Below are 17,321 nucleotides of genomic sequence, written 5' to 3'. Positions count from 1 at the left end.
CCCTGGGCCGGGCGAGGGGACGACGTTGCGGTCGGTTGAATCTGGCCGGGCCGACGGCGGGAACGCCGAACGATCTCGGGGCGTGATCGCCTGCCGGTGGGATGGCGCGCGGGGCCGGCATCATTGCGCCGCCTCCATCGTGAGCCTGGAGGCTGCATACGGCTTGATATAGGCCGAGCTCTGATAGTAGTCGTAAAAGCGCAGGCGGTTCAGATCGACACGCGTCAACACCGTCCCGAGGATCCGCTCTCGCACCGGCGCGAGCAGGTCCATCGTATGGGCTAGCACTTCGCTCGGGGTCTGGTCCCAGGCGACCGCGAGGACGATGCGATCGGCGAGTTCGGCCAGCGCACGGCCGTCGACCAGCGGCACCAGTGGCGGTGAATCGACCACGATCAGTTCGTAGCGATGACGGAAATGATCGAAGACGTCGACGATCCGCTCGGAGAACATGAGCTCGGTGATGATGTCGACCTGCTTGACGCTCGTTGACGGCAGAATCACGAGCCCGGTTGAGTGGTCGACCACCATGGCGCGCTCCGCGTGGACCTTGCCTATCGCGACCTCCATCAGACCGGCCTCGGCGTGGGGGCACAGGGAGCGTGTGAGCTGCGGGTTGCGCAGGTCGCCATCGATCAGAAGCGTCCGGATGCCGAGTGTCGCCAGCGATTGCGCGAGATTGACGGAAAGGGTCGTCTTTCCTTCATTGTCGAGCGCCGAGGTCACGAGCACGACCTTGATCGGCTGAACGCGCATGGTGCGTTGAAGCGCGAGCCGGACGGAGCGAATGGCTTCGGCAAAGAAAGTGCCGGGCGCCTCGATCGCGTAGCGCATCAACGGCGGCTGCAACAAGGGCGGCAGCAGGCGTTGGGCTCGCGGATCGTAGTGGCCAAGCTCCCGTCGTCCGCGTTTCGCCAGTCCCGCGAGTTCGCCCGCACTGATCGAGGGGAGGGCGGCCAGCGCCGGCACGCCGGATATCTGTTCCGCCCGCTCGAGCGTCTTCAGCTTCGAGTCGAGATAATCGACAAGAAAAGCGACGATGCATCCGATACCGAGGCCGATTGTCAGCGCGAGACCGAGAATGAGTGAACTCTTGGGCCAGGACGGCGCGACCGGTGTGCTGGCCGTCGTCACGACGCGGGATTCGGGCAGATCGAGACTTTCCTGCGCCGTCGTCTCCTTGGAGCGGGCGAGGTAGGATTCATAAAGTGTGCGGTTCGCTTCCGCCTCGCGCTGCAGCTCGCGCAAATGGACCTGCGCCTGGCCGGACGAGCTCGAAACGCCCTGCAGCTTGTCAAAGCTCTGTTGCAGGGCGGCCTCGCGCGAGCGCGCGACCTCGTAGTCGTGCTTCGTGCCTTGCAGGATGCGGTGGATCTCTTCATTGATCAGGCGTTGGGTATCGCGGAGCTGCGCGCGAACGTTCGCGACGGCGGGATGACGGGGACCATATTTGCTCAAGAGATCGGCTTCGTTCTTGGCGATATCGGCATACTGCGCGCGCAGCTTGGTGATCACTTCAGAGGTAATTGCCGCGCTGATTCCGCCGGGATCGCCGCCGGATTTGGACATTTGCTGGGCTTGCTCGAACTTTGCCTTCGCTTCGGCGGTCTGGACGTGGGCCGCGACGAGCTGGTTGTTGAGATCGGTGATCTGCTGATCGTTGACGGTCACGCCTTGCGAGACGGTGAGATTGTTGGCTGCGCGAAAATCCTCGACGGCTTTTTCGGAGGCAACGACGCGGGATTTCAGCTCGTCGATCTGGCCGGAAAGCCAGTTCGATGCAATCTTTGTGGCGTCGTTCTTGGCGCGGACCTGCTCCTGGAGATAGACTTCCGCGACGGCATTGGCGATCGCGGCGGCTTTCTGGGGCGAAGCGGAATTGACGTTGATGTCGACCAGGAAGGTTGTTCCCTGGCGCGTCACCTTCATCCGCCGCTGCAGGATGTCGACCGCGCGCGTTCGCGCGAGATCCTCCGCAGCGGCGCTCGCGCTCGAGCCGCGGTGGGCGAACAGCCGTTTGATTGGATCGAGCAGGCCGGGCGACGGGCCAAATTCGGGATCTTTGGTCAGCTTCAACTTGTCCACGACGCCCTGCAGGATGGCGATCGACTGGATCAGCAGAGCCTGGCTTTCGATAGTGGCGTCGTCGGTTCCAAAATTCGACGTTGAAATGGAGGACTGGTTCGCTTCGATCGCGGTGGCGCGGCGTGGATCGACGAGGACCGTGGAGGTCGCCGTATATAATGTCGTCGTCGTTGCCAGGTAGACGATCGCCAGGATGAGCAGCGCCACCGGCGCGGCCGCTGCCTCCTTCCAGCGCCGGCGCAGGATCCGCGCCATTTCGCGCAAATCGACGGTTGGCTGTTGTGGTGCCTCGGCCGGTTTTGCCGGCGGGTCTTCCACGATGTAAGGCTGGTCAAAACTGCGCTGTAACATTCAACCCAACCTGGTGCTTGTCGTAACTGAAGACGGGAATGTCGCTGTTGCGGATGGTGTATCGATAGAAACCGGAGATCACCCCATAGCGGCTGAGAAGGTATTTGACGCCGGCATCGGCCGTCGTGACGTCGTCCTTGCGCGTTTGGCCGAAGAAGCGGTCGACCTCGTAACCGCCATTGACGGAGAGGACGACGTTGCGGCGAAGCTCGTAGTCCGCACCGAGTTGCGCGGTGTCGGCGAGCACGCCGACCGAGCTCGTCACCGCAGTCTGCGTGACGAGTTGCTCGGCGTTGGCATGGATGTCGAGCAGGCGCGTCGGGCTCCATGTCAGCCTCGCGCGATAGGACGGGCCGTCGATGGTGCCGATCGTCGGATCGGCGAAATGCTGTTGCACATAACCGACGCCGAATTCGCCGGTAATGAGCGAGGTCAAACCAACCGTGACGCCTGACAGCGTCCGATAACCTGCCGAGTCCAGGGTGTGACCGGAAGTGCCACGGATATCGCGCTCGTTGCCTTCGACGCCGGTAAACCAGCCGAGCACCGGTGAAAACGCATAGTCGACGCGGCTGTGCAGGGAATAGATCTGGCCGTCTCGGCTGCTCTCGTCGATGAACGTGCCGTCCTGCGCCCGCGTCGAACCGAAGTCGTAGGACTCGACGCGAAGACCCGTCGACGCCGTGAGGCGATTGAATTCCTTGCGTAGGCTGAGGTCGCCCGAAAACAGGTCGTACGGCGTCGGCTGCACTGCGTTGGCGGGCGAGCTCAAAGTGCCGACGCCTTCATTGAGATGGGCGACCTGAAAGCTTCCAAGGACAGCGAAGTCGTGAGTGACATCGTACCAGCCGTTGCCCTTGAGACTGACACTGTTCTGATCGAGGCTGGAGTTCTGATGATAGAAGGTCGATTGCGCATCGAGCGTCATATCGACGCCATACCGGTCCGTGAGCGTTCGGGCGCGCAGCGACGGCTCAATCACGCCCGCGACATCAGAGCGTTTGAGCGTGTTGGAGGAGAAAACGTTGCTGTCGTAGAAGGTGCCGGCCGTCAGCGACGGATTGAACAACCAGGAGCCGGAGCGAATCCCGACTGGCTCGTAGCCCGGCTGCTGGCGGGTCTTCACCGGCGTATCTTCCGGCGCCACCGGCTCGCTCGTTTGCGCGTCCGTCAGCATCGGCAGCGGCGTCGGGTCGAAAATCCGCTGCACGTTCCAGGGCGGAGCGAGTGCGTCGTTGCCGGTTTGAATCACTTGCGCGTCCGCAGGGGTTACGACGGCGAGCGCAATCACAGCGACCGGTGCCGAAGCGAAACCGCATCGGAGAAGGGAACTGTTCGGACGTGGCGTCGCCGAGCGACACGCACTCTCCCAACGACAAGGGGCAACCGTGCGGCTCATCGGCGGCCCTTTGCGACGGATAGTTTTCCACGATGCAAATCGCTGCCCGGAAAGCAGTCGCAGCCTGCCTGTGAAGGCGGCAGTCCAGAGTCATTCCGCGCTGTCGTCATCATCGGCATCACAGAGCATCGCGTCGTTGGATCGGAGGGATGGTCCCCAGTTCAATGCAACGTGAATGAAACGAAAAAGTTTTCTGCAATGCGCAAAAAAATTTGCACCGCAACCGGCCGGCACTATGACGCGCTTGTTCACTTGCGCGTCGGCTACGATCAACGGCCGATCACGTTTCCGTTCGCGGGGAAATTTCGAACACGGACGAGAACTAGAAGAAGCGTTCGGGAATACGAATGTTGTCGCCCGGATTGACCAGAATGGGAATATCGAGTGAGTAGCTCTCTTCGGCACTGGACCCGGCGCGCCGCAGATAAACCTTGTTTTCGTTGGCGCGATAAGTGAAGCCGCCGGCGCTTGCGACTGCGTCAAGGACAGTGAGCCCGAGACGATAAGGGTATTCGCCGCTCTTTTTGACTTCGCCGAGAATGTAGTAGGGCCGATACAAGGCCACTTCGATATTCACGCGCGGATCGCGCACGATTCCCTTCGACAATGCGGCGGCGACGGCGCGCTCCAACTGTCTCGTCGTGAGCCCCGCAGCATTGATGTGACCTGCGAGCGGCACCGAGATCTGTCCTGTGTTGTCGATCTCATATTCGCCGCTGATATCGGGCTCGCCGTAAACTTTCAGTCGAATCCTGTCGTTTGGTCCGAGCACGTAGTCGGCTGCCGAAGGAGGCGGTGATGTACTCGGCGGTTGTTGTTGCGCCAATGCGGGCGACACCGTTCCGGGTGCTGTTGCTGACAGCACCAGAGCGATGGCGAGAAGAGCGAGCGCGGCTGCGCGCATTCGACCTTGCTGCATGACGGCATCTCCGGAACCAGCTCATTGACGGCCGCGGATGATTGTTTGGCAAAGAAGGCAAAAAAATGTGGTGACGAGTTCCGTGAAACTGCCCACAAACGAGGCGTCGCTCACAAAAAAAGAATCGATGTTCCCTCGAGTGCGAGACAAGTGAGTGTTCCCGTCCAGCACGCGCCGGTGTCGATGTTGATTCGATTGTGATGAATATCAGGATGCGGAACCGGCGAGTGCCCATGCACGATCAGCTTGCCGTGATCACGTTGCGAGGTGAGAAACTCGTCGCGGATCCAGAGCAAATCGCCGAGCTTCTGGGCTTCCAACGGAATGCCCGGCCGAATGCCGGCGTGAACGAACAGGTAATCTCCGCAAGCGCACCATGGCTTGAGACATTGCAGAAACAATTCGTGAGCGCGGGGAAAGGCTTCACAAAACCGGCGATGCAACGTCTTGTCGCTCTCAACGCGATCGGTGCGTGGAGTGACGCCGTAGGACGCCAGCGTCTGCAGGCCACCGAGTTGCAGCCAGGCTTCGAGGTGGATCGGGTCACGCAGGAACCGCTCCATCAGATCCTCATGGTTGCCGCGCAGGCAGACGGCCCGTCCTTCAACAAGCCGCGCGGCCAACACATCGATAACGGCCTTTGCGTCGGGGCCGCGATCAACGTAGTCCCCGAGATAGATCTCGACGCTGGAGCGGATGGGCCTGCGTTCAAGGTCCCGTTCAATACGCTCGATCGTCTCGATCAGGAGATCGGCACAGCCGTGAATGTCGCCGATGGCGTAAAGACGGGTGTCCGGTGGCGTCGACGCCGCGATCGGGTTGGAACTTGCTGCGGACCGTGCACGCATCATCCGCGCTAGCGATCACGGAACCGGTCTGCGGTCAAATGGAAGCTGGCTGGGGCGGCAAAGACGATACTAGAAGAAAATCGCTCGGACGATCACGACGATCACAATCCAGGCAACGATGTTTCCTGCGATGATGAGGTTCCGCAATCGCCGATCGGGTGATTCGTTCCGTGGAGCGATGACGGGGCAATCGGCCGGATCAGCGGACGCCCGCGTCTGGCTTCGTTCACAAGCGGGCAGCTCGCTGAAAGAATCTGTAAGAGTTCTTTGAAGCTGCGGGATCATCGGAACACTTGTGAAGGCCAAGGGGCGCTGCTTGCAATCCGGCAGACTACGGGTGGCCGCTTAGCTTTCAGTGAAGATTGTCGCTAAAAATGCGCTACAACGATGCGTGCGATTGGAGTTGCCGGTATCGAATTCAGTTTCGCATCCGTGTCAGCAGAAGTTTGTTCCTGATTTTCAGATTATGCATAGCAGTGTCGAAGCGAGCGCAGCTCATTTCATGAGCAAAGCGAACTAACCGTCTCTCGACACAAAAATTTTTGCGCGGTGCACCGGCGGTTCCGATCTCGCGCTGCAAATGTGTGTCCAGCAGCGCCGGTTTGCCGCCCCATTTCGCTCAAGAACTTTCGGAAGGTTCGAGCAAGGCGGATCGTAGCGCATTCCGGGCGGATGGGGAATCTCGAGTCTGAGAATGTTTCGGCGGCAGTGTTGTCGCCCGAACACGGATTGTTTTGCGCTTCGTAAACGTCGCGTTACCAGGATTTGGTGGAGACGAAGAAACTAATGGCGCCCACTCTTGCAGTTCGTTTGTACCGGGACAACGTCACGCCGCTCCGCAGGGAGCGGAATTTCATATCGGTACGCCCGATCGAATGCAGCTCCGGCGGAGTCTACCGCAGCCGGCGTTCGCGCCGGCTGAATTGGACCGAGCCGGCAGCATCGGTCGGAAAGAGGGTCTTCGACCTCGCGGTTGCCGGCGCGGCCCTGCTGTTCCTTGCGCCACTGCTGATGGCAATAGCGGTTGCGATCAAGCTGACGTCGCCGGGACCAGTTCTGTTCTTTCAGTACAGGTACGGCTACCGCAATCGGCGCTTCAAGATCTACAAGTTCCGCTCGATGCGCGCGGACACGGGTGACGCAACTGGCGTGAAGCAAACGGTCCGTGGCGATTCCAGGGTGACGTCGATCGGCAGGATATTACGCAAGACCAGCCTCGACGAGGTTCCGCAGCTCTTCAATGTGATCAAGGGCGATATGTCTCTGGTTGGTCCCCGTCCGCACGTTCCGGGGATGCTTGCGGCCGACCTGCCCTACGAGGATCTCGTGCCATATTACTTTCAGCGCCACACCGCACGTCCCGGCATCACGGGCCTGGCTCAAGTGAGCGGTTGCAGGGGCAGCACGGTCGAGGCTGGCCGTGCCATCTCGCGCATCGACTATGATCTCCACTATATCGAGAAATGGTCATTGCGCATGGACGTCATGATCATCATGCGGACCATCCGCAACGAATTCCTTTCGGGCAGCGGCTTCTGATCGACAGGCGACGATGCCGGTGAGCAGGCGCATCGACGAAGCAATTCGAATAGCAGCACAACCTCATTCGTCCGGTCGAGGCCGGGCAGAGCCCTCCACCTTCAACCCGTTTATCAGAGAGACAGCGGAAATGGGCGCACGACATCGAACCAAGGAAATCCTCAAGGACGCGTTTCCGACAATTTGGCTTCACTGGCATCTGATGCATCATCCGAAATCGGCGGATCCCGAGTTGCACGTCCTCGACAGAATCGTTCCCGAAGGAGCCGTCACAGTCGACGTCGGAGCGAACTGCGGTCTCTACACCCGCGAATTGGCGCGTCTCTCCGCGCAGGTGCACGCCTTCGAGCCTTCGCACAGGATGGCCGATCTGCTCCGGCGGACTTCGGCTGCAAATGTGTGCATCCACGAGGTCGCGTTGTCAGATCACAGCGGAAGCGCAGAGCTGTTCATCCCACAAGGCGATGAGGAGCTGATCCACGCTCTCGCCTCGCTTGAGCCGAGGGTCGGTGGCCTGGAAGGAGGAGGCGTATCCTTCCAGGTGCCGACGGCTCGGCTTGATCGCGTCGTCGATCAGGACGTTGCCTTCGTGAAGATCGACGTCGAAGGTCATGAGTTGCACGTCCTCAACGGCTCGATCGAGCTGATTGAGCACTCGCAGCCCGTGTTCCTCGTCGAGGCCGAGGATCGACATCGAAGCGAAGCAACGCGCACTGTCTTCGAGTTCTTCGAGGAAAGAGCGTATCGGGGATTTTTCCTCAATGACGGGGCGGCGCTGGCTGTTGCGGATTTCCGCTCTTCCGCCCTGCAGGATGCCACCGCGCTGTTGCCCAACGGGGGCCGCAGGCAGGGGCGGTTCTATGTCAACAATTTCTTCTTCTTCCCGCCGCACCTCGACGGAGAAGCGATCCTCAATGCCTAGCCGACGATGGTGCCGAAGGGTCTTCGCCGGGGGCGTTGGTGCAGGAGCAAGTCAAGTGAGGCGTCAATGCGTATTGCCATGATCGGTGCCGGCTACGTCGGACTTGTGTCCGGAGCCTGCTTCTCCGATTTCGGACATCATGTCGTCTGCGTCGACAGTGACAAGGCCAAGGTGGCGGCTCTGAAAGGGGGAGAGCTTCCGATCTACGAGCCGGGTCTTGCCGAGCTCGTGGCCTCCAATGTCAGGCAGGGCCGTCTTGTCTTTGGACACGACCTGAAATCGGCAGTCGCCGATGCCGAGGTTGTCTTCATCGCGGTCGGAACACCATCCCGGCGCGGCGACGGTCACGCCGACATGTCTTATGTCTATGCGGCGGCGCACGAGATCGCCTGCGCGCTCACGCAATTCACGGTGATCGTGACCAAGTCGACAGTCCCGGTGGGAACCAGCGATGAGGTCGAGCGGATCATACGCGAGGCCAACCCGGCCGCGGAATTTGCCGTGGTCTCAAATCCGGAATTCCTGCGCGAGGGCGCAGCGATACGTGACTTCAAGCACCCGGACAGGATTGTAATCGGATGTAGCGACGCGCGGGCGCGCAATATTGTCACCGAAGTCTACCGGCCGCTTCATCTCAACGCGCCGCCGATTCTCCACACGGACCGCCGCACCGCCGAATTGACCAAATACGCCGCGAACTGCTTCCTGGCGACCAAGATCGCATTCATCAACGAGATAGCCGACCTCGCCGAAAGAGTCGGGGCCAACGTTCAGGAGGTCGCGCGCGGTATCGGTCTTGATAACCGCATCGGTCAGAAATTCCTGCACGCCGGGCCGGGGTTCGGAGGCTCCTGCTTCCCGAAGGACACGCTGGCGCTGATCAAGACGGCGCAGGACAACGAGGCGCCGCTGCGCATCGTCGAGACAGTGATGGCGGTGAACGATCAGCGCAAGCGCGCGATGGCGCGCAAGGTTGCGCACGCGTTCGGCGGCAACGGCAATCTGCGCGGCAAGGCCATCGCCGTCTTGGGCGTGACATTCAAGCCAAATACCGACGACATGCGTGACGCCCCCTCAATTCCGCTGATCACCGCCCTGCAGGACATGGGGGCCGCTATCCGCGTCTTCGATCCGGTGGGTATGTCGCAGGCGAAGAAAGTGCTGCAGGACGTAACCTTCTGCGAGAGCGCGTATGATTGCGCGAAAGGCGCTCACGCACTGGTCATCGTGACGGAGTGGGAGCAGTTTCGCGCACTCGATCTGAAGGAATTGGCGCTGATCATGGCAAGCCCGGTGATCGTGGATTTGCGGAACATCTATTCGCCCGAGGAGGCGGCGCGACACGGCTTCCACTACTGCGGTGTCGGGCGACCCAGGCCGCTCGCCTATTAGCAACCGGCGGCGGGACTCACACCCAGCCGCCATCCACGACGTAATGCTGTGACGTGCACGCCGATGCTTCGTCGGACGCAAGGAAAACCGCGAACTTCGCGATTTCATCCGGGACGAGCTTGCGCTTCAGGCACTGACGGCGCATCAGCTCTTCCTCGCCCTCCGGTGTCAGCCATTTCTCGAGTTGGCGCTGCGTCATGATCCAGCCGGGCGCGATCGCGTTGACGCGGATATTGTAGGGGCCGTAATCGCGCGCCAGCGAGCGGGTGAGACCGAGCATGCCGGACTTGCTCGCGGTGTAGGCCGCCATGCCGCCTTGCCCCGCCATCCACGAGATTGAGCTGAAATTGATGATGGCGCCGGCCTTCGCCGCCTTCATGTCCGGCAGTACGGCCTGCGCAGCGAAGAAGCTATGCTTCAGGTTCACGGCGACGCGGTCGTCCCAATATTCCGGCGTCATCTCTTCCGTCGCATGCCGCTCGTCATGGGCGGCGTTGTTGACCAGAACATTGATCGGACCGTGGGCCTTGCGCGCGTCAGCGATGCCGCCGCGCAGCGCCGCGATGTCGGTGAGGTCGACTTTGAAAAAGTGCGCGCCAAGACCTTGGCCCGAGAGGTCGCGCGCGAGGCGCATGCCTTCCTCACCCTTGATGTCGAAGAACACGACAACCGATTTCTGCTGCGCGAAGCGCCGCACGATCGCCTCGCCGATGCCCGATGCACCGCCGGTGACGAGAACGACCTTGCCGGCGAGATCCGAATAGATGGCGGCCATGACTTCCTCCCTAATGACGTTCGGGGCGCGCCATGCGTGCCCCGAACGGTCCGGACCTTAGCCAGTCCATCCCTGAGGTGTATAGATCAGAATTCAGTTGCGTACCTCAGAGACCAGCGCCCTTTCCCGTAGCCGCATCCAGACAGATCAACGTCTTGCCGGACTTGGGTCGGGCAACGGTCTCAAATTCGGGGTTGACCAACCGCCCGTTCTGTTCCTATTTTGTTCTCATGCGGCTTAGTGAGCCGACGACGGAACCAGGCTCGGTCAAAGATCACGGATAGACGGTCGGGATGGCAACAACAGCCACCATCCTTCATGCCGACCTGGATGCTTTTTATGCTTCGGTTGAACAACTGCTCGACCCGTCGTTACGCGGCAAGCCCATCGCCGTTGGTGGCGGGGTTGTGCTTGCCGCTTCTTACGAAGCCAAGGCGTTCGGCATCCGTAGCGGCATGTCGGGACGGCAGGCGCGCGAGCTGTGTCCGCAGCTCGCCTTCGTCGGAGGCCATTTCAAGGATTATCAACGGCTTGGTGATGCCGCCATCAAGGTGATCGGCGATTTCACCCCTCTCGTCGAACGGATTTCCATCGACGAGGCCTTTGCCGACGTTGCGGGCTGCACTCATCTCTTCGGCACGCCTGCCGAGATTGCGGCGACCATCCGCCGCCGTGTGCGCACCGAGCTTGGCCTTCCGATCTCGGTCGGGGTTGCGCGCACCAAACACCTGGCGAAGATTGCCTCGCAAGTCGCCAAGCCCGACGGGCTCGTTGTTGTCGATCCCGACACCGAGCTTGAGTTCCTTCACGAATTGACTGTCGAGCTGATGTGGGGCGTGGGTCCGGTCACGAAGGCGCGGCTGGCCGCGATCGGCGTCTCGACCATCGGGCAGCTCGCAAAGACACCCGGATGGTCGCTTGAACGATTGCTGGGTCCGGCCGCAGGAGAAAAACTCGCGGCGCTGGCGTGGAATCGCGATCCGCGGCGCCTCAAGCCTCACCGCCGGGCCCGATCGGCGGGCGCGCAATCAGCGCTCGGCAGGAAACCCGCCGTCGCGCGCGTCATCCGGCCCACTCTGTTTCATCTCGCGGATCGCATCGCCACACGGCTCCGGGCGAAGTCCAGGCCCGGTCGAACTGTAACCGTCCGCGTTCGCTTTGCCGACCTGAGCTCGGTCACGCGCTCGGTCACGCTCGACGCGCCGATCTGCGCGACCGTGATCCTCGCTGAGTTGGCTGAGGAACTGGTGCGCGCCGCCCTCGCGGATCACCCCGACGAGAAAACCATCTCGCTGCTGGCGATCTCCGTGTCGCATCTTGAGGAGCACTGGGATCTGGACATGGAACTTCCGCTCGGACTCGGGGATGAAGCGCGCCGTCCCGGCTCCAGGAAAGGGCTGGCGCGTTGGGCGGCAGACTGTGCCATCGACAAAATCCGCGACCGGTTCGGATGGGATGCGATCGGATACGGCTCGGCAGTGCTCGGTCTTTCCCGTTCCGTGCCCGACGATTTTCGCAAGCTCGCTGAAAGGGATCTGTAACGGTTGCAGGCAAGCCCTCCCGAACGACGTTCGAGCCCAGCGATATCTCGCCTTGTGAAATAACGTCTGCGCCGCAGCCGAGCAGGGATGCCAGCATCGACCCTGGTCTTGCTGCCTCGCAGCAAGTGGCGAATGCAATTTGTGGCTGCGCGTATGTCGGTCGTCTGCACAACCGCCACAATTTTGTGGCAAGGAGGGGCTGTCCAAAAAGAATATTACGCTAACAGGGAGGACGACATGCTGCAGCGTTGTGCGAGAGTCCTTGGCGCGTTGACGGTAGGACTTCTTTTGACGGCCGCCGGGGCGAAGGCGGGTGAAGCTCCGAAAGAGATGAAGCTCTATGTCTTCAGCTCTGGCGCGCTCAACCTCGACAAGTCGCTGATCCAGAACGGCGCCAGCGGTAAGGTCCAGATTCCCGTGGGCTTCTTCCTGATCCGTCATCCCAAGGGCGACGTGCTGTTCGATTGCGGCAACAACGACAAGATCATCACCAATCCAGACTATTGGGGACCGTTCGTGAAGGCGCTTGATCCGGGCCGCTCGCCCGACATCGCCATCGATGCCCAGCTCGCCAAGATCAACGTCAAGCCCTCCGACATCAAATATGTCGTGCTTGGGCACTTCCACGTCGACCATGCCGGCAATATCGGCAAGTTCCTCGACTCGACCTTCGTGTATCAGCGCGATGAGATCAAGAATGCGTTCTGGCCGGCGCCGGGCTATGCCACCTTCTTCATCACTGACGATTTTTCCATGCTGCGCAACGGCATCGGGGGCCCGATGCCGAGCAAGTACAAGACGATCGAGCTCGACGGCGATCTCGACCTGTTCGGCGACAACAGCGTCTACATCCATCGCGCCGTGTCACACACGCCGGGCAGCCAGATCATGGTCGTGCGTTTGCCCAAGACGGGAACCGTCGTGCTGACCAGCGATGCCGTCTATCTGCAGGAGAATCTCGACAAGAACATCCTGCCGAGCGTTGGCAGCGTCTATGATCCTGTCGGCATGCTCGATGCCTATGCCTGGGTGAGGCGCGTCCACGACGCCGAGGGCGCCGACATCATCTTCGCGCACGATCCGGACGTCTACAAGGCTCACAAGCACTCGCCCGAATTTTACGAGTGATCGAACGGCGCGCCGCGAACTGTTTCCGATCCCGCGCCTTGCGCGCGGGATCGCGTTCGGGCCGTTCGGCGCGCGCGTTTCCTTGCGGCATCTGGATCCTGTAAATCGATGTCACCGCTTGTGCAGGCGCAGCATGTCACCAAATGGTACGGGCCGCGCCGCGCCGTCAGCGACGTGTCCTTTGCCGTCGAACAGGGCGAGATCGTCGGCCTTCTTGGGCCCAATGGCTCGGGCAAGAGCACGATCTTCCGCATGTTGACCGGCTACCTCGTGCCAACCTCCGGCCAAATCGAGGTCGTCGGCCATGACGTCGTGACCGACTCCCTCGCGGTTCGCCGCGTCATCAGCTATGTTCCGGAGGACGCACCGCTGTACGATCACATGCGGGTCGGCGAGTTCCTTCGCTTCATGGCCAACCTGAAGGGATTGCGGGGGGCGGCGGCCAAGGCCGCGGTGGACGCCGCGGTCGAGCAGCTGGATCTCGCCCGCGTCATGTTGCTCCTGACCGGAAAACTCTCTCGCGGTTTCCGCCAGCGCGTTTCGATCGCGCAGGCGCTATTGGGAAGTCCGCAACTGCTGGTGCTGGACGAGCCGACCAGCGGGCTCGACCCGCACCAGGTCATTGGCGTTCGCGATCTCATTCGCTCGCTCGCTGGAAGCCAAACCGTGCTAATCGCCTCGCACATCCTTCCCGAGATCGAAAAGGTCGCCTCGCGGGTCATGATCCTGCTCGATGGCATGCTTCTGACCGCGGATGCGCTGAAGGCGAAAACGGAAGGGATGATGTTGCGGCTCGCAGCCGACGCTCCGGAAGCGACCGTGCGAGGCGTCGTCGGCGCCGTCGCCGGCGTGCGCGAGATCGCCGTCGAGCCGGACACCGGCTCGGCGGCGGTGCATTACCGGATCCGGGTCGAGCCGCGCGCGTCTCTCGCCGCCGACATCGTGACGGCGCTGGTTGAAGCCGGTGTCGCCGTCTCGGAGCTGACCGAAAGCCGTCCGGACCTCGAGCGCATATTTCTCGACCTGACGCGCCAATCGTCGAGGGCCGCCGCATGAGGAGCTTCGCGATACTCCTGCGCAAGGAGGAGATGGCGCTGTTCTCCTCTCCGATCGCCTATGCCGTGATGACCGTGTTTCTGCTCATCATGGGCTACAGCTTCACACTCACATTGTTCATCAGCCATCAGCCCAGCATGGTGCACGTCTTCTTCCAGATGTTCGTGCTGTTCATGCTGACCGGGCCCCTGATCACAATGCGGCTTCTGGCCGAGGAGCAAAAGCTGCGGACCATGGAAGTGTTGCTCACTTCGCCGGTCTCCGAGGTTGCGATCGTGCTGGCGAAATATTGCGCCAGCATGAGCCTGATCGTGGTCATGCTGCTGTTGTCGGGCTGCTACGCGGCGGCGCTGATCTGGTTCGGCGACCCCGATTTCGGTCCGATCTATAGCGGCTATCTGGGCTTGCTCCTGTTCGGCTCCGCTGTGGTCGGCACCGGGCTATTGGCGTCTGCGCTGACCGCGAACCAGATCATCGCGGCGCTGATCTCGCTCAGCGCCTTCCTGCTGCTCTGGATCATCGACAATTTCGGCTGGCTGCTGCCGAGCCCGGCGGACACACTGGTGGTGAACCTCTCGCTCGCCGTGCATTTTCGTCCCTTCGCCGTCGGTTCGGTCTATCTATCGGACGTCGGCTTCTTTCTCAGCGTCACGCTGCTGACGTTGCTGTTGACCGTGCGAGCGCTGGCGCGGCGGTGAGGGTGCGAGATGTCGCGGTTCGCCAGATCCGATCTCGCTCTTGGCGCACTCGTCGCCGCCGCCGTCCTGTTCGGAGCCCTGGGCTTTGCCGGTTTCAGCGACAGGATTTCGAACAGCTTCCTCTTTGTGGCCTGGCTTCTCACTCTGCTGACGCTGTTTGGGCTCGCGGTCCGCCTGCCGCTGCGCGGCCGCGGATCGCGTTGGTCCGCGTGGGCTGGCAATACGCTCATCGTCTGCGCCGCTGTCGGCGTGGTGATCGCCGCCAATGTCGCGCTCTATCGCCACGACGTTCATTTCGACGCAACTCGGGAGGGCCGGAATACGCCACCGCCGCAGCTCACCGATGTCATCGATGGGCTGCATGCGCCGCTGTCGTTGACTTACTTTTACAACGCCAGCGACGAGAACGCGCTCGCGACGCGCGACATGATCGAGATCGCGGCCCGCGACCATCCGCTGCTTTCGTTCCGCGCCATCGATCTCGACAAGGAGCCGGGGTTGGCGCGCGACGCCGGCGTCCATTCCTACAACACGGCGGTGCTGCAGGCCTTGGACCGCAAGGTGATGGTAGAGAATGTCACCGATGCCGCGCGGCTCGGCTACGCAGCGCTGCGCGCCCTCCGCCAGCGCGCCCAGACGATCTGCTTCGTGACCGGGCACGGCGAAACATTCCGCCCGATGCGAGGCCACTATCATTTCAGCCATGTCGAGACGCTCCGCGGCCACGACATCCGCGGTGCGGACGATGTGCTGGTCGCCGAGCCCGAGCAACTCGACCGCTTTCAGCTCGCGCTGCACGAGATCGGCTTTGCGATGCGCGAGCTGGTCACGGCCACGACCGACGCGATTCCATCCGATTGCAACGTGGTGGCCGAGCTCGGTCCGCGGACCGCGCTCGCATCGGGCGAGGCGGATCTTCTGGCCGACTATCTCAAGGGCGGCGGACGGCTGATGATGCTGATCGATCCGCAATTTCCCGTCGGCCCCGACCTGCAAAGCCGCGTGCTCGAACCTTTGGGTCTCTCGACCGACTCCGCCATCGTCATCGACCCGCTGAATCACTTCCGCACCGATCCCGATAAGGTTGCTGTTCCCTATTATCCCTCGCACCCGATCACGGCGCGTCTGGCGCTTACGGTGTTCGCGCAGGCAAGGCCGATCCGTGTGTCGCAACCACCGGCGACGGTAAAGGGCACCGTGCTCGCCGCGAGCAGCCAGGACAGCTATTTGCGGCCGCCTTCCTCAGCCGGCGGGATGATGGTTGCTACGAGCGGACAAGCCGCCGGGGAAGATGGCCGCGGCGCCCATCCGCTTGTGGTCGCCCTGGAGGGAAGCTTCCCCGGCGCTGAGCCCGGCAAGACCTTTCGCCTGGTGGTCGCCGGCACCAGCAAGTTCGCTACCAACGAATATTTCCCTTACGTCTCCAACGGCGAGCTGTCGGTCGCCATCGCACGCTGGCTCGCCGAGGATAATGCCGCCCCAAATCTCGCGCCGCGCACCTACAACCTGCCGGAAATCGTGCTCACCGGCCGCCAGATGCGCAACACCTTCGTCGTGCTGGAGGTGCTGCTGCCGCTCTCGACCGCGTTGTTCGGCATCGGGATGTGGTGGAGGCGGCGTTGACAGGCGCGGCGCCCGCGCGATGGCAGGCGCCACTCGCGGCGGCCGTCCTGCTGGCGCTCTTGCTTGCGCTGGTGGTTTCGGGAGAATGGCCGGAGCTGCGCAAGAAGCTGGTATCCGCTCCGAAGGGACTCGTCACCGTCGCGGCGAACGAGATTCGAGAGATCGAGATCCGATCGGGCGCCGACAATGTCGCGCTGCATCGTCAGCGGGCGGGCTGGTCGATCGATGGTGCAAACGGGACTGTGGCGACCGAACTGGCGGCCCACCTTGGCACCGCACTCAAATTCCTCAACGTGAGCCAGCCTGCGCGCGAGATCCCACCGAGCGAGCTCGCCGCCGAAAGCTTCGCTTCATTCGGGCTTGATCCACCCGCCTTTGTTGTGGTGCTCGACGCCGCGGCAGGCGTGGCGGCGACCTTGAACTTCGGCGCGCCCAACCCGGCAGGCACATCGCACTATGTCCGGGTCGGCGGCGCGCCGACTGTCTACCTGATGCCGCGCCACGTCGAGGAGGAGTGGCGGCTGGTATTCGACATCGCGCGGCGTCAGCAGGGCAAGACGCTGGTGGCGAGCCGCGGTGCGGACCTTTTGCTTCCGGTCTCGATGTCCGAGATATGGGCCGTCGAGATCGTGTCCGGCGGCAAGCTCACCCGCTTCGAGCGCGATGCCGCCGGCGCCTGGTTCAAGCATGTCGGCCAGCATAGCCATGCGGCCGGCGGCGTTGTGCACGTTGCCGATCCCGCGCAGGCGCCCATTATCGATACCGCCTTCCGCGCCTTCGACACCGCCGTTGCCGAGAGCCGCGTGGCGGCGGCCGATCCTTCGCGTCTCGCACAATACGGCCTCGCCCTGCCGACCTTGATCGTGCTGTTCTACGCGCGCGACAGCTCGACGCCGCTGGCCCGGCTCGAGTTCGGCGCGTCGGCCGACAAGCTCGACCGCTATGCCCGTCTTGCGCCTGACGGGGCGGTGATCACCGTTGCCGAGTTCGAGCCGCGACGCCTGACCGAACTGCTCAAGGCCGTGGGAGCGGGCTCGTGAGCCTC

General features: G+C 62.2%; 14 protein-coding genes. 9 read left to right on the top strand and 5 right to left on the bottom strand.

Going from position 1 to position 17,321, the window contains the following annotated elements; translation table 11 throughout:
• Positions 1-120: 120 nt before the first annotated feature.
• The 4 genes from VKR55_RS05640 to VKR55_RS05625 all read right to left on the bottom strand — a co-directional run bounded on the left by VKR55_RS05640 (position 121) and on the right by VKR55_RS05625 (position 5,605).
• A complete protein-coding gene (locus VKR55_RS05640) occupies positions 121-2,436 on the bottom strand; it encodes an AAA family ATPase (protein WP_324400580.1) in 2,316 nt (771 codons plus the stop codon).
• The gene (locus VKR55_RS05635; protein WP_324400578.1) at positions 2,417-3,688 is read right to left on the bottom strand and encodes an outer membrane beta-barrel protein; all 1,272 of its coding nucleotides are present in this window, start codon (positions 3,686-3,688) and stop codon (positions 2,417-2,419) included. The genes VKR55_RS05640 and VKR55_RS05635 overlap by 20 nt, the downstream gene beginning before the upstream one ends.
• 469 nt (positions 3,689-4,157) lie before the next feature.
• Positions 4,158-4,739, bottom strand: a complete 582-nt coding sequence (locus VKR55_RS05630) for a polysaccharide biosynthesis/export family protein (protein WP_324400576.1) — start codon at positions 4,737-4,739, stop codon at positions 4,158-4,160.
• Positions 4,740-4,864: 125 nt separating this feature from the next.
• Entirely contained in the window at positions 4,865-5,605 is a 741-nt protein-coding gene (locus VKR55_RS05625; protein ID WP_324400574.1) for a metallophosphoesterase family protein, read from the bottom strand.
• Positions 5,606-6,388: 783 nt separating this feature from the next.
• On the opposite strand from VKR55_RS05625, the gene VKR55_RS05620 reads away from it, so the two are divergent.
• From VKR55_RS05620 to VKR55_RS05610, 3 genes are all read left to right on the top strand, one after another.
• Positions 6,389-7,141 (top strand): sugar transferase, encoded by a 753-nt coding sequence (locus tag VKR55_RS05620; protein WP_324400572.1) that lies wholly within the window; start codon positions 6,389-6,391, stop codon positions 7,139-7,141.
• A 19-nt stretch (positions 7,142-7,160) separates the two neighbouring features.
• A complete protein-coding gene (locus VKR55_RS05615) occupies positions 7,161-8,063 on the top strand; it encodes an FkbM family methyltransferase (protein WP_324400570.1) in 903 nt (300 codons plus the stop codon).
• A 66-nt stretch (positions 8,064-8,129) separates the two neighbouring features.
• Positions 8,130-9,455 carry a UDP-glucose dehydrogenase family protein gene (locus VKR55_RS05610; protein ID WP_324400568.1) on the top strand — a complete coding sequence of 442 codons (1,326 nt, stop codon included), beginning with the start codon at positions 8,130-8,132 and terminating at the stop codon, positions 9,453-9,455.
• Positions 9,456-9,471: 16 nt separating this feature from the next.
• Here VKR55_RS05610 and VKR55_RS05605 read toward each other — a convergent pair whose 3' ends face one another.
• Entirely contained in the window at positions 9,472-10,230 is a 759-nt protein-coding gene (locus tag VKR55_RS05605) for an SDR family NAD(P)-dependent oxidoreductase (protein WP_324400566.1), read from the bottom strand.
• Between the two features lie 293 nt (positions 10,231-10,523).
• Here VKR55_RS05605 and dinB point away from each other — a divergent pair, with 293 nt between their 5' ends.
• From dinB to VKR55_RS05575, 6 genes are all read left to right on the top strand, one after another.
• Positions 10,524-11,771 carry a DNA polymerase IV gene (gene dinB, locus VKR55_RS05600; protein ID WP_324400564.1) on the top strand — a complete coding sequence of 416 codons (1,248 nt, stop codon included), beginning with the start codon at positions 10,524-10,526 and terminating at the stop codon, positions 11,769-11,771.
• 237 nt (positions 11,772-12,008) lie between these two features.
• Positions 12,009-12,899 carry an N-acyl homoserine lactonase family protein gene (locus tag VKR55_RS05595; RefSeq protein ID WP_324400562.1) on the top strand — a complete coding sequence of 297 codons (891 nt, stop codon included), beginning with the start codon at positions 12,009-12,011 and terminating at the stop codon, positions 12,897-12,899.
• Between the two features lie 108 nt (positions 12,900-13,007).
• Positions 13,008-13,955: an ABC transporter ATP-binding protein gene (locus VKR55_RS05590; protein ID WP_324400560.1), complete on the top strand. Its 948-nt coding sequence runs from the start codon at positions 13,008-13,010 to the stop codon at positions 13,953-13,955.
• Positions 13,952-14,653: an ABC transporter permease gene (locus VKR55_RS05585; RefSeq protein WP_324400558.1), complete on the top strand. Its 702-nt coding sequence runs from the start codon at positions 13,952-13,954 to the stop codon at positions 14,651-14,653. Before VKR55_RS05590 ends, VKR55_RS05585 begins: the two co-directional genes overlap by 4 nt.
• A 9-nt stretch (positions 14,654-14,662) precedes the next feature.
• Positions 14,663-16,276, top strand: coding sequence for a Gldg family protein (locus VKR55_RS05580; protein ID WP_324400556.1), 1,614 nt, complete (start codon positions 14,663-14,665; stop codon positions 16,274-16,276).
• Entirely contained in the window at positions 16,273-17,316 is a 1,044-nt protein-coding gene (locus tag VKR55_RS05575; protein WP_324400554.1) for a DUF4340 domain-containing protein, read from the top strand. The genes VKR55_RS05580 and VKR55_RS05575 overlap by 4 nt, the downstream gene beginning before the upstream one ends.
• Positions 17,317-17,321: the final 5 nt, after the last annotated feature.

This window comes from Bradyrhizobium sp. (genome assembly GCF_035309285.1).
In the GTDB taxonomy this organism is placed as follows: domain Bacteria; phylum Pseudomonadota; class Alphaproteobacteria; order Rhizobiales; family Xanthobacteraceae; genus Bradyrhizobium.
This window is presented reverse-complemented; position numbering and strand designations above follow the sequence as displayed.

Bases quoted from the DNA above. Each gene is read 5' to 3' on its own strand.
- VKR55_RS05625 (WP_324400574.1), bottom strand. From the start codon at position 5,605: ATGATGCGTGCACGGTCCGCAGCAAGTTCCAACCCGATCGCGGCGTCG.
- VKR55_RS05620 (WP_324400572.1), top strand. From the start codon at position 6,389: ATGGCGCCCACTCTTGCAGTTCGTTTGTACCGGGACAACGTCACGCCG.
- dinB (WP_324400564.1), top strand. From the start codon at position 10,524: ATGGCAACAACAGCCACCATCCTTCATGCCGACCTGGATGCTTTTTAT.
- VKR55_RS05640 (WP_324400580.1), bottom strand. From the start codon at position 2,436: ATGTTACAGCGCAGTTTTGACCAGCCTTACATCGTGGAAGACCCGCCG.
- VKR55_RS05605 (WP_324400566.1), bottom strand. From the start codon at position 10,230: ATGGCCGCCATCTATTCGGATCTCGCCGGCAAGGTCGTTCTCGTCACC.
- VKR55_RS05595 (WP_324400562.1), top strand. From the start codon at position 12,009: ATGCTGCAGCGTTGTGCGAGAGTCCTTGGCGCGTTGACGGTAGGACTT.
- VKR55_RS05580 (WP_324400556.1), top strand. From the start codon at position 14,663: ATGTCGCGGTTCGCCAGATCCGATCTCGCTCTTGGCGCACTCGTCGCC.
- VKR55_RS05630 (WP_324400576.1), bottom strand. From the start codon at position 4,739: ATGCGCGCAGCCGCGCTCGCTCTTCTCGCCATCGCTCTGGTGCTGTCA.
- VKR55_RS05585 (WP_324400558.1), top strand. From the start codon at position 13,952: ATGAGGAGCTTCGCGATACTCCTGCGCAAGGAGGAGATGGCGCTGTTC.
- VKR55_RS05610 (WP_324400568.1), top strand. From the start codon at position 8,130: ATGCGTATTGCCATGATCGGTGCCGGCTACGTCGGACTTGTGTCCGGA.
- VKR55_RS05590 (WP_324400560.1), top strand. From the start codon at position 13,008: ATGTCACCGCTTGTGCAGGCGCAGCATGTCACCAAATGGTACGGGCCG.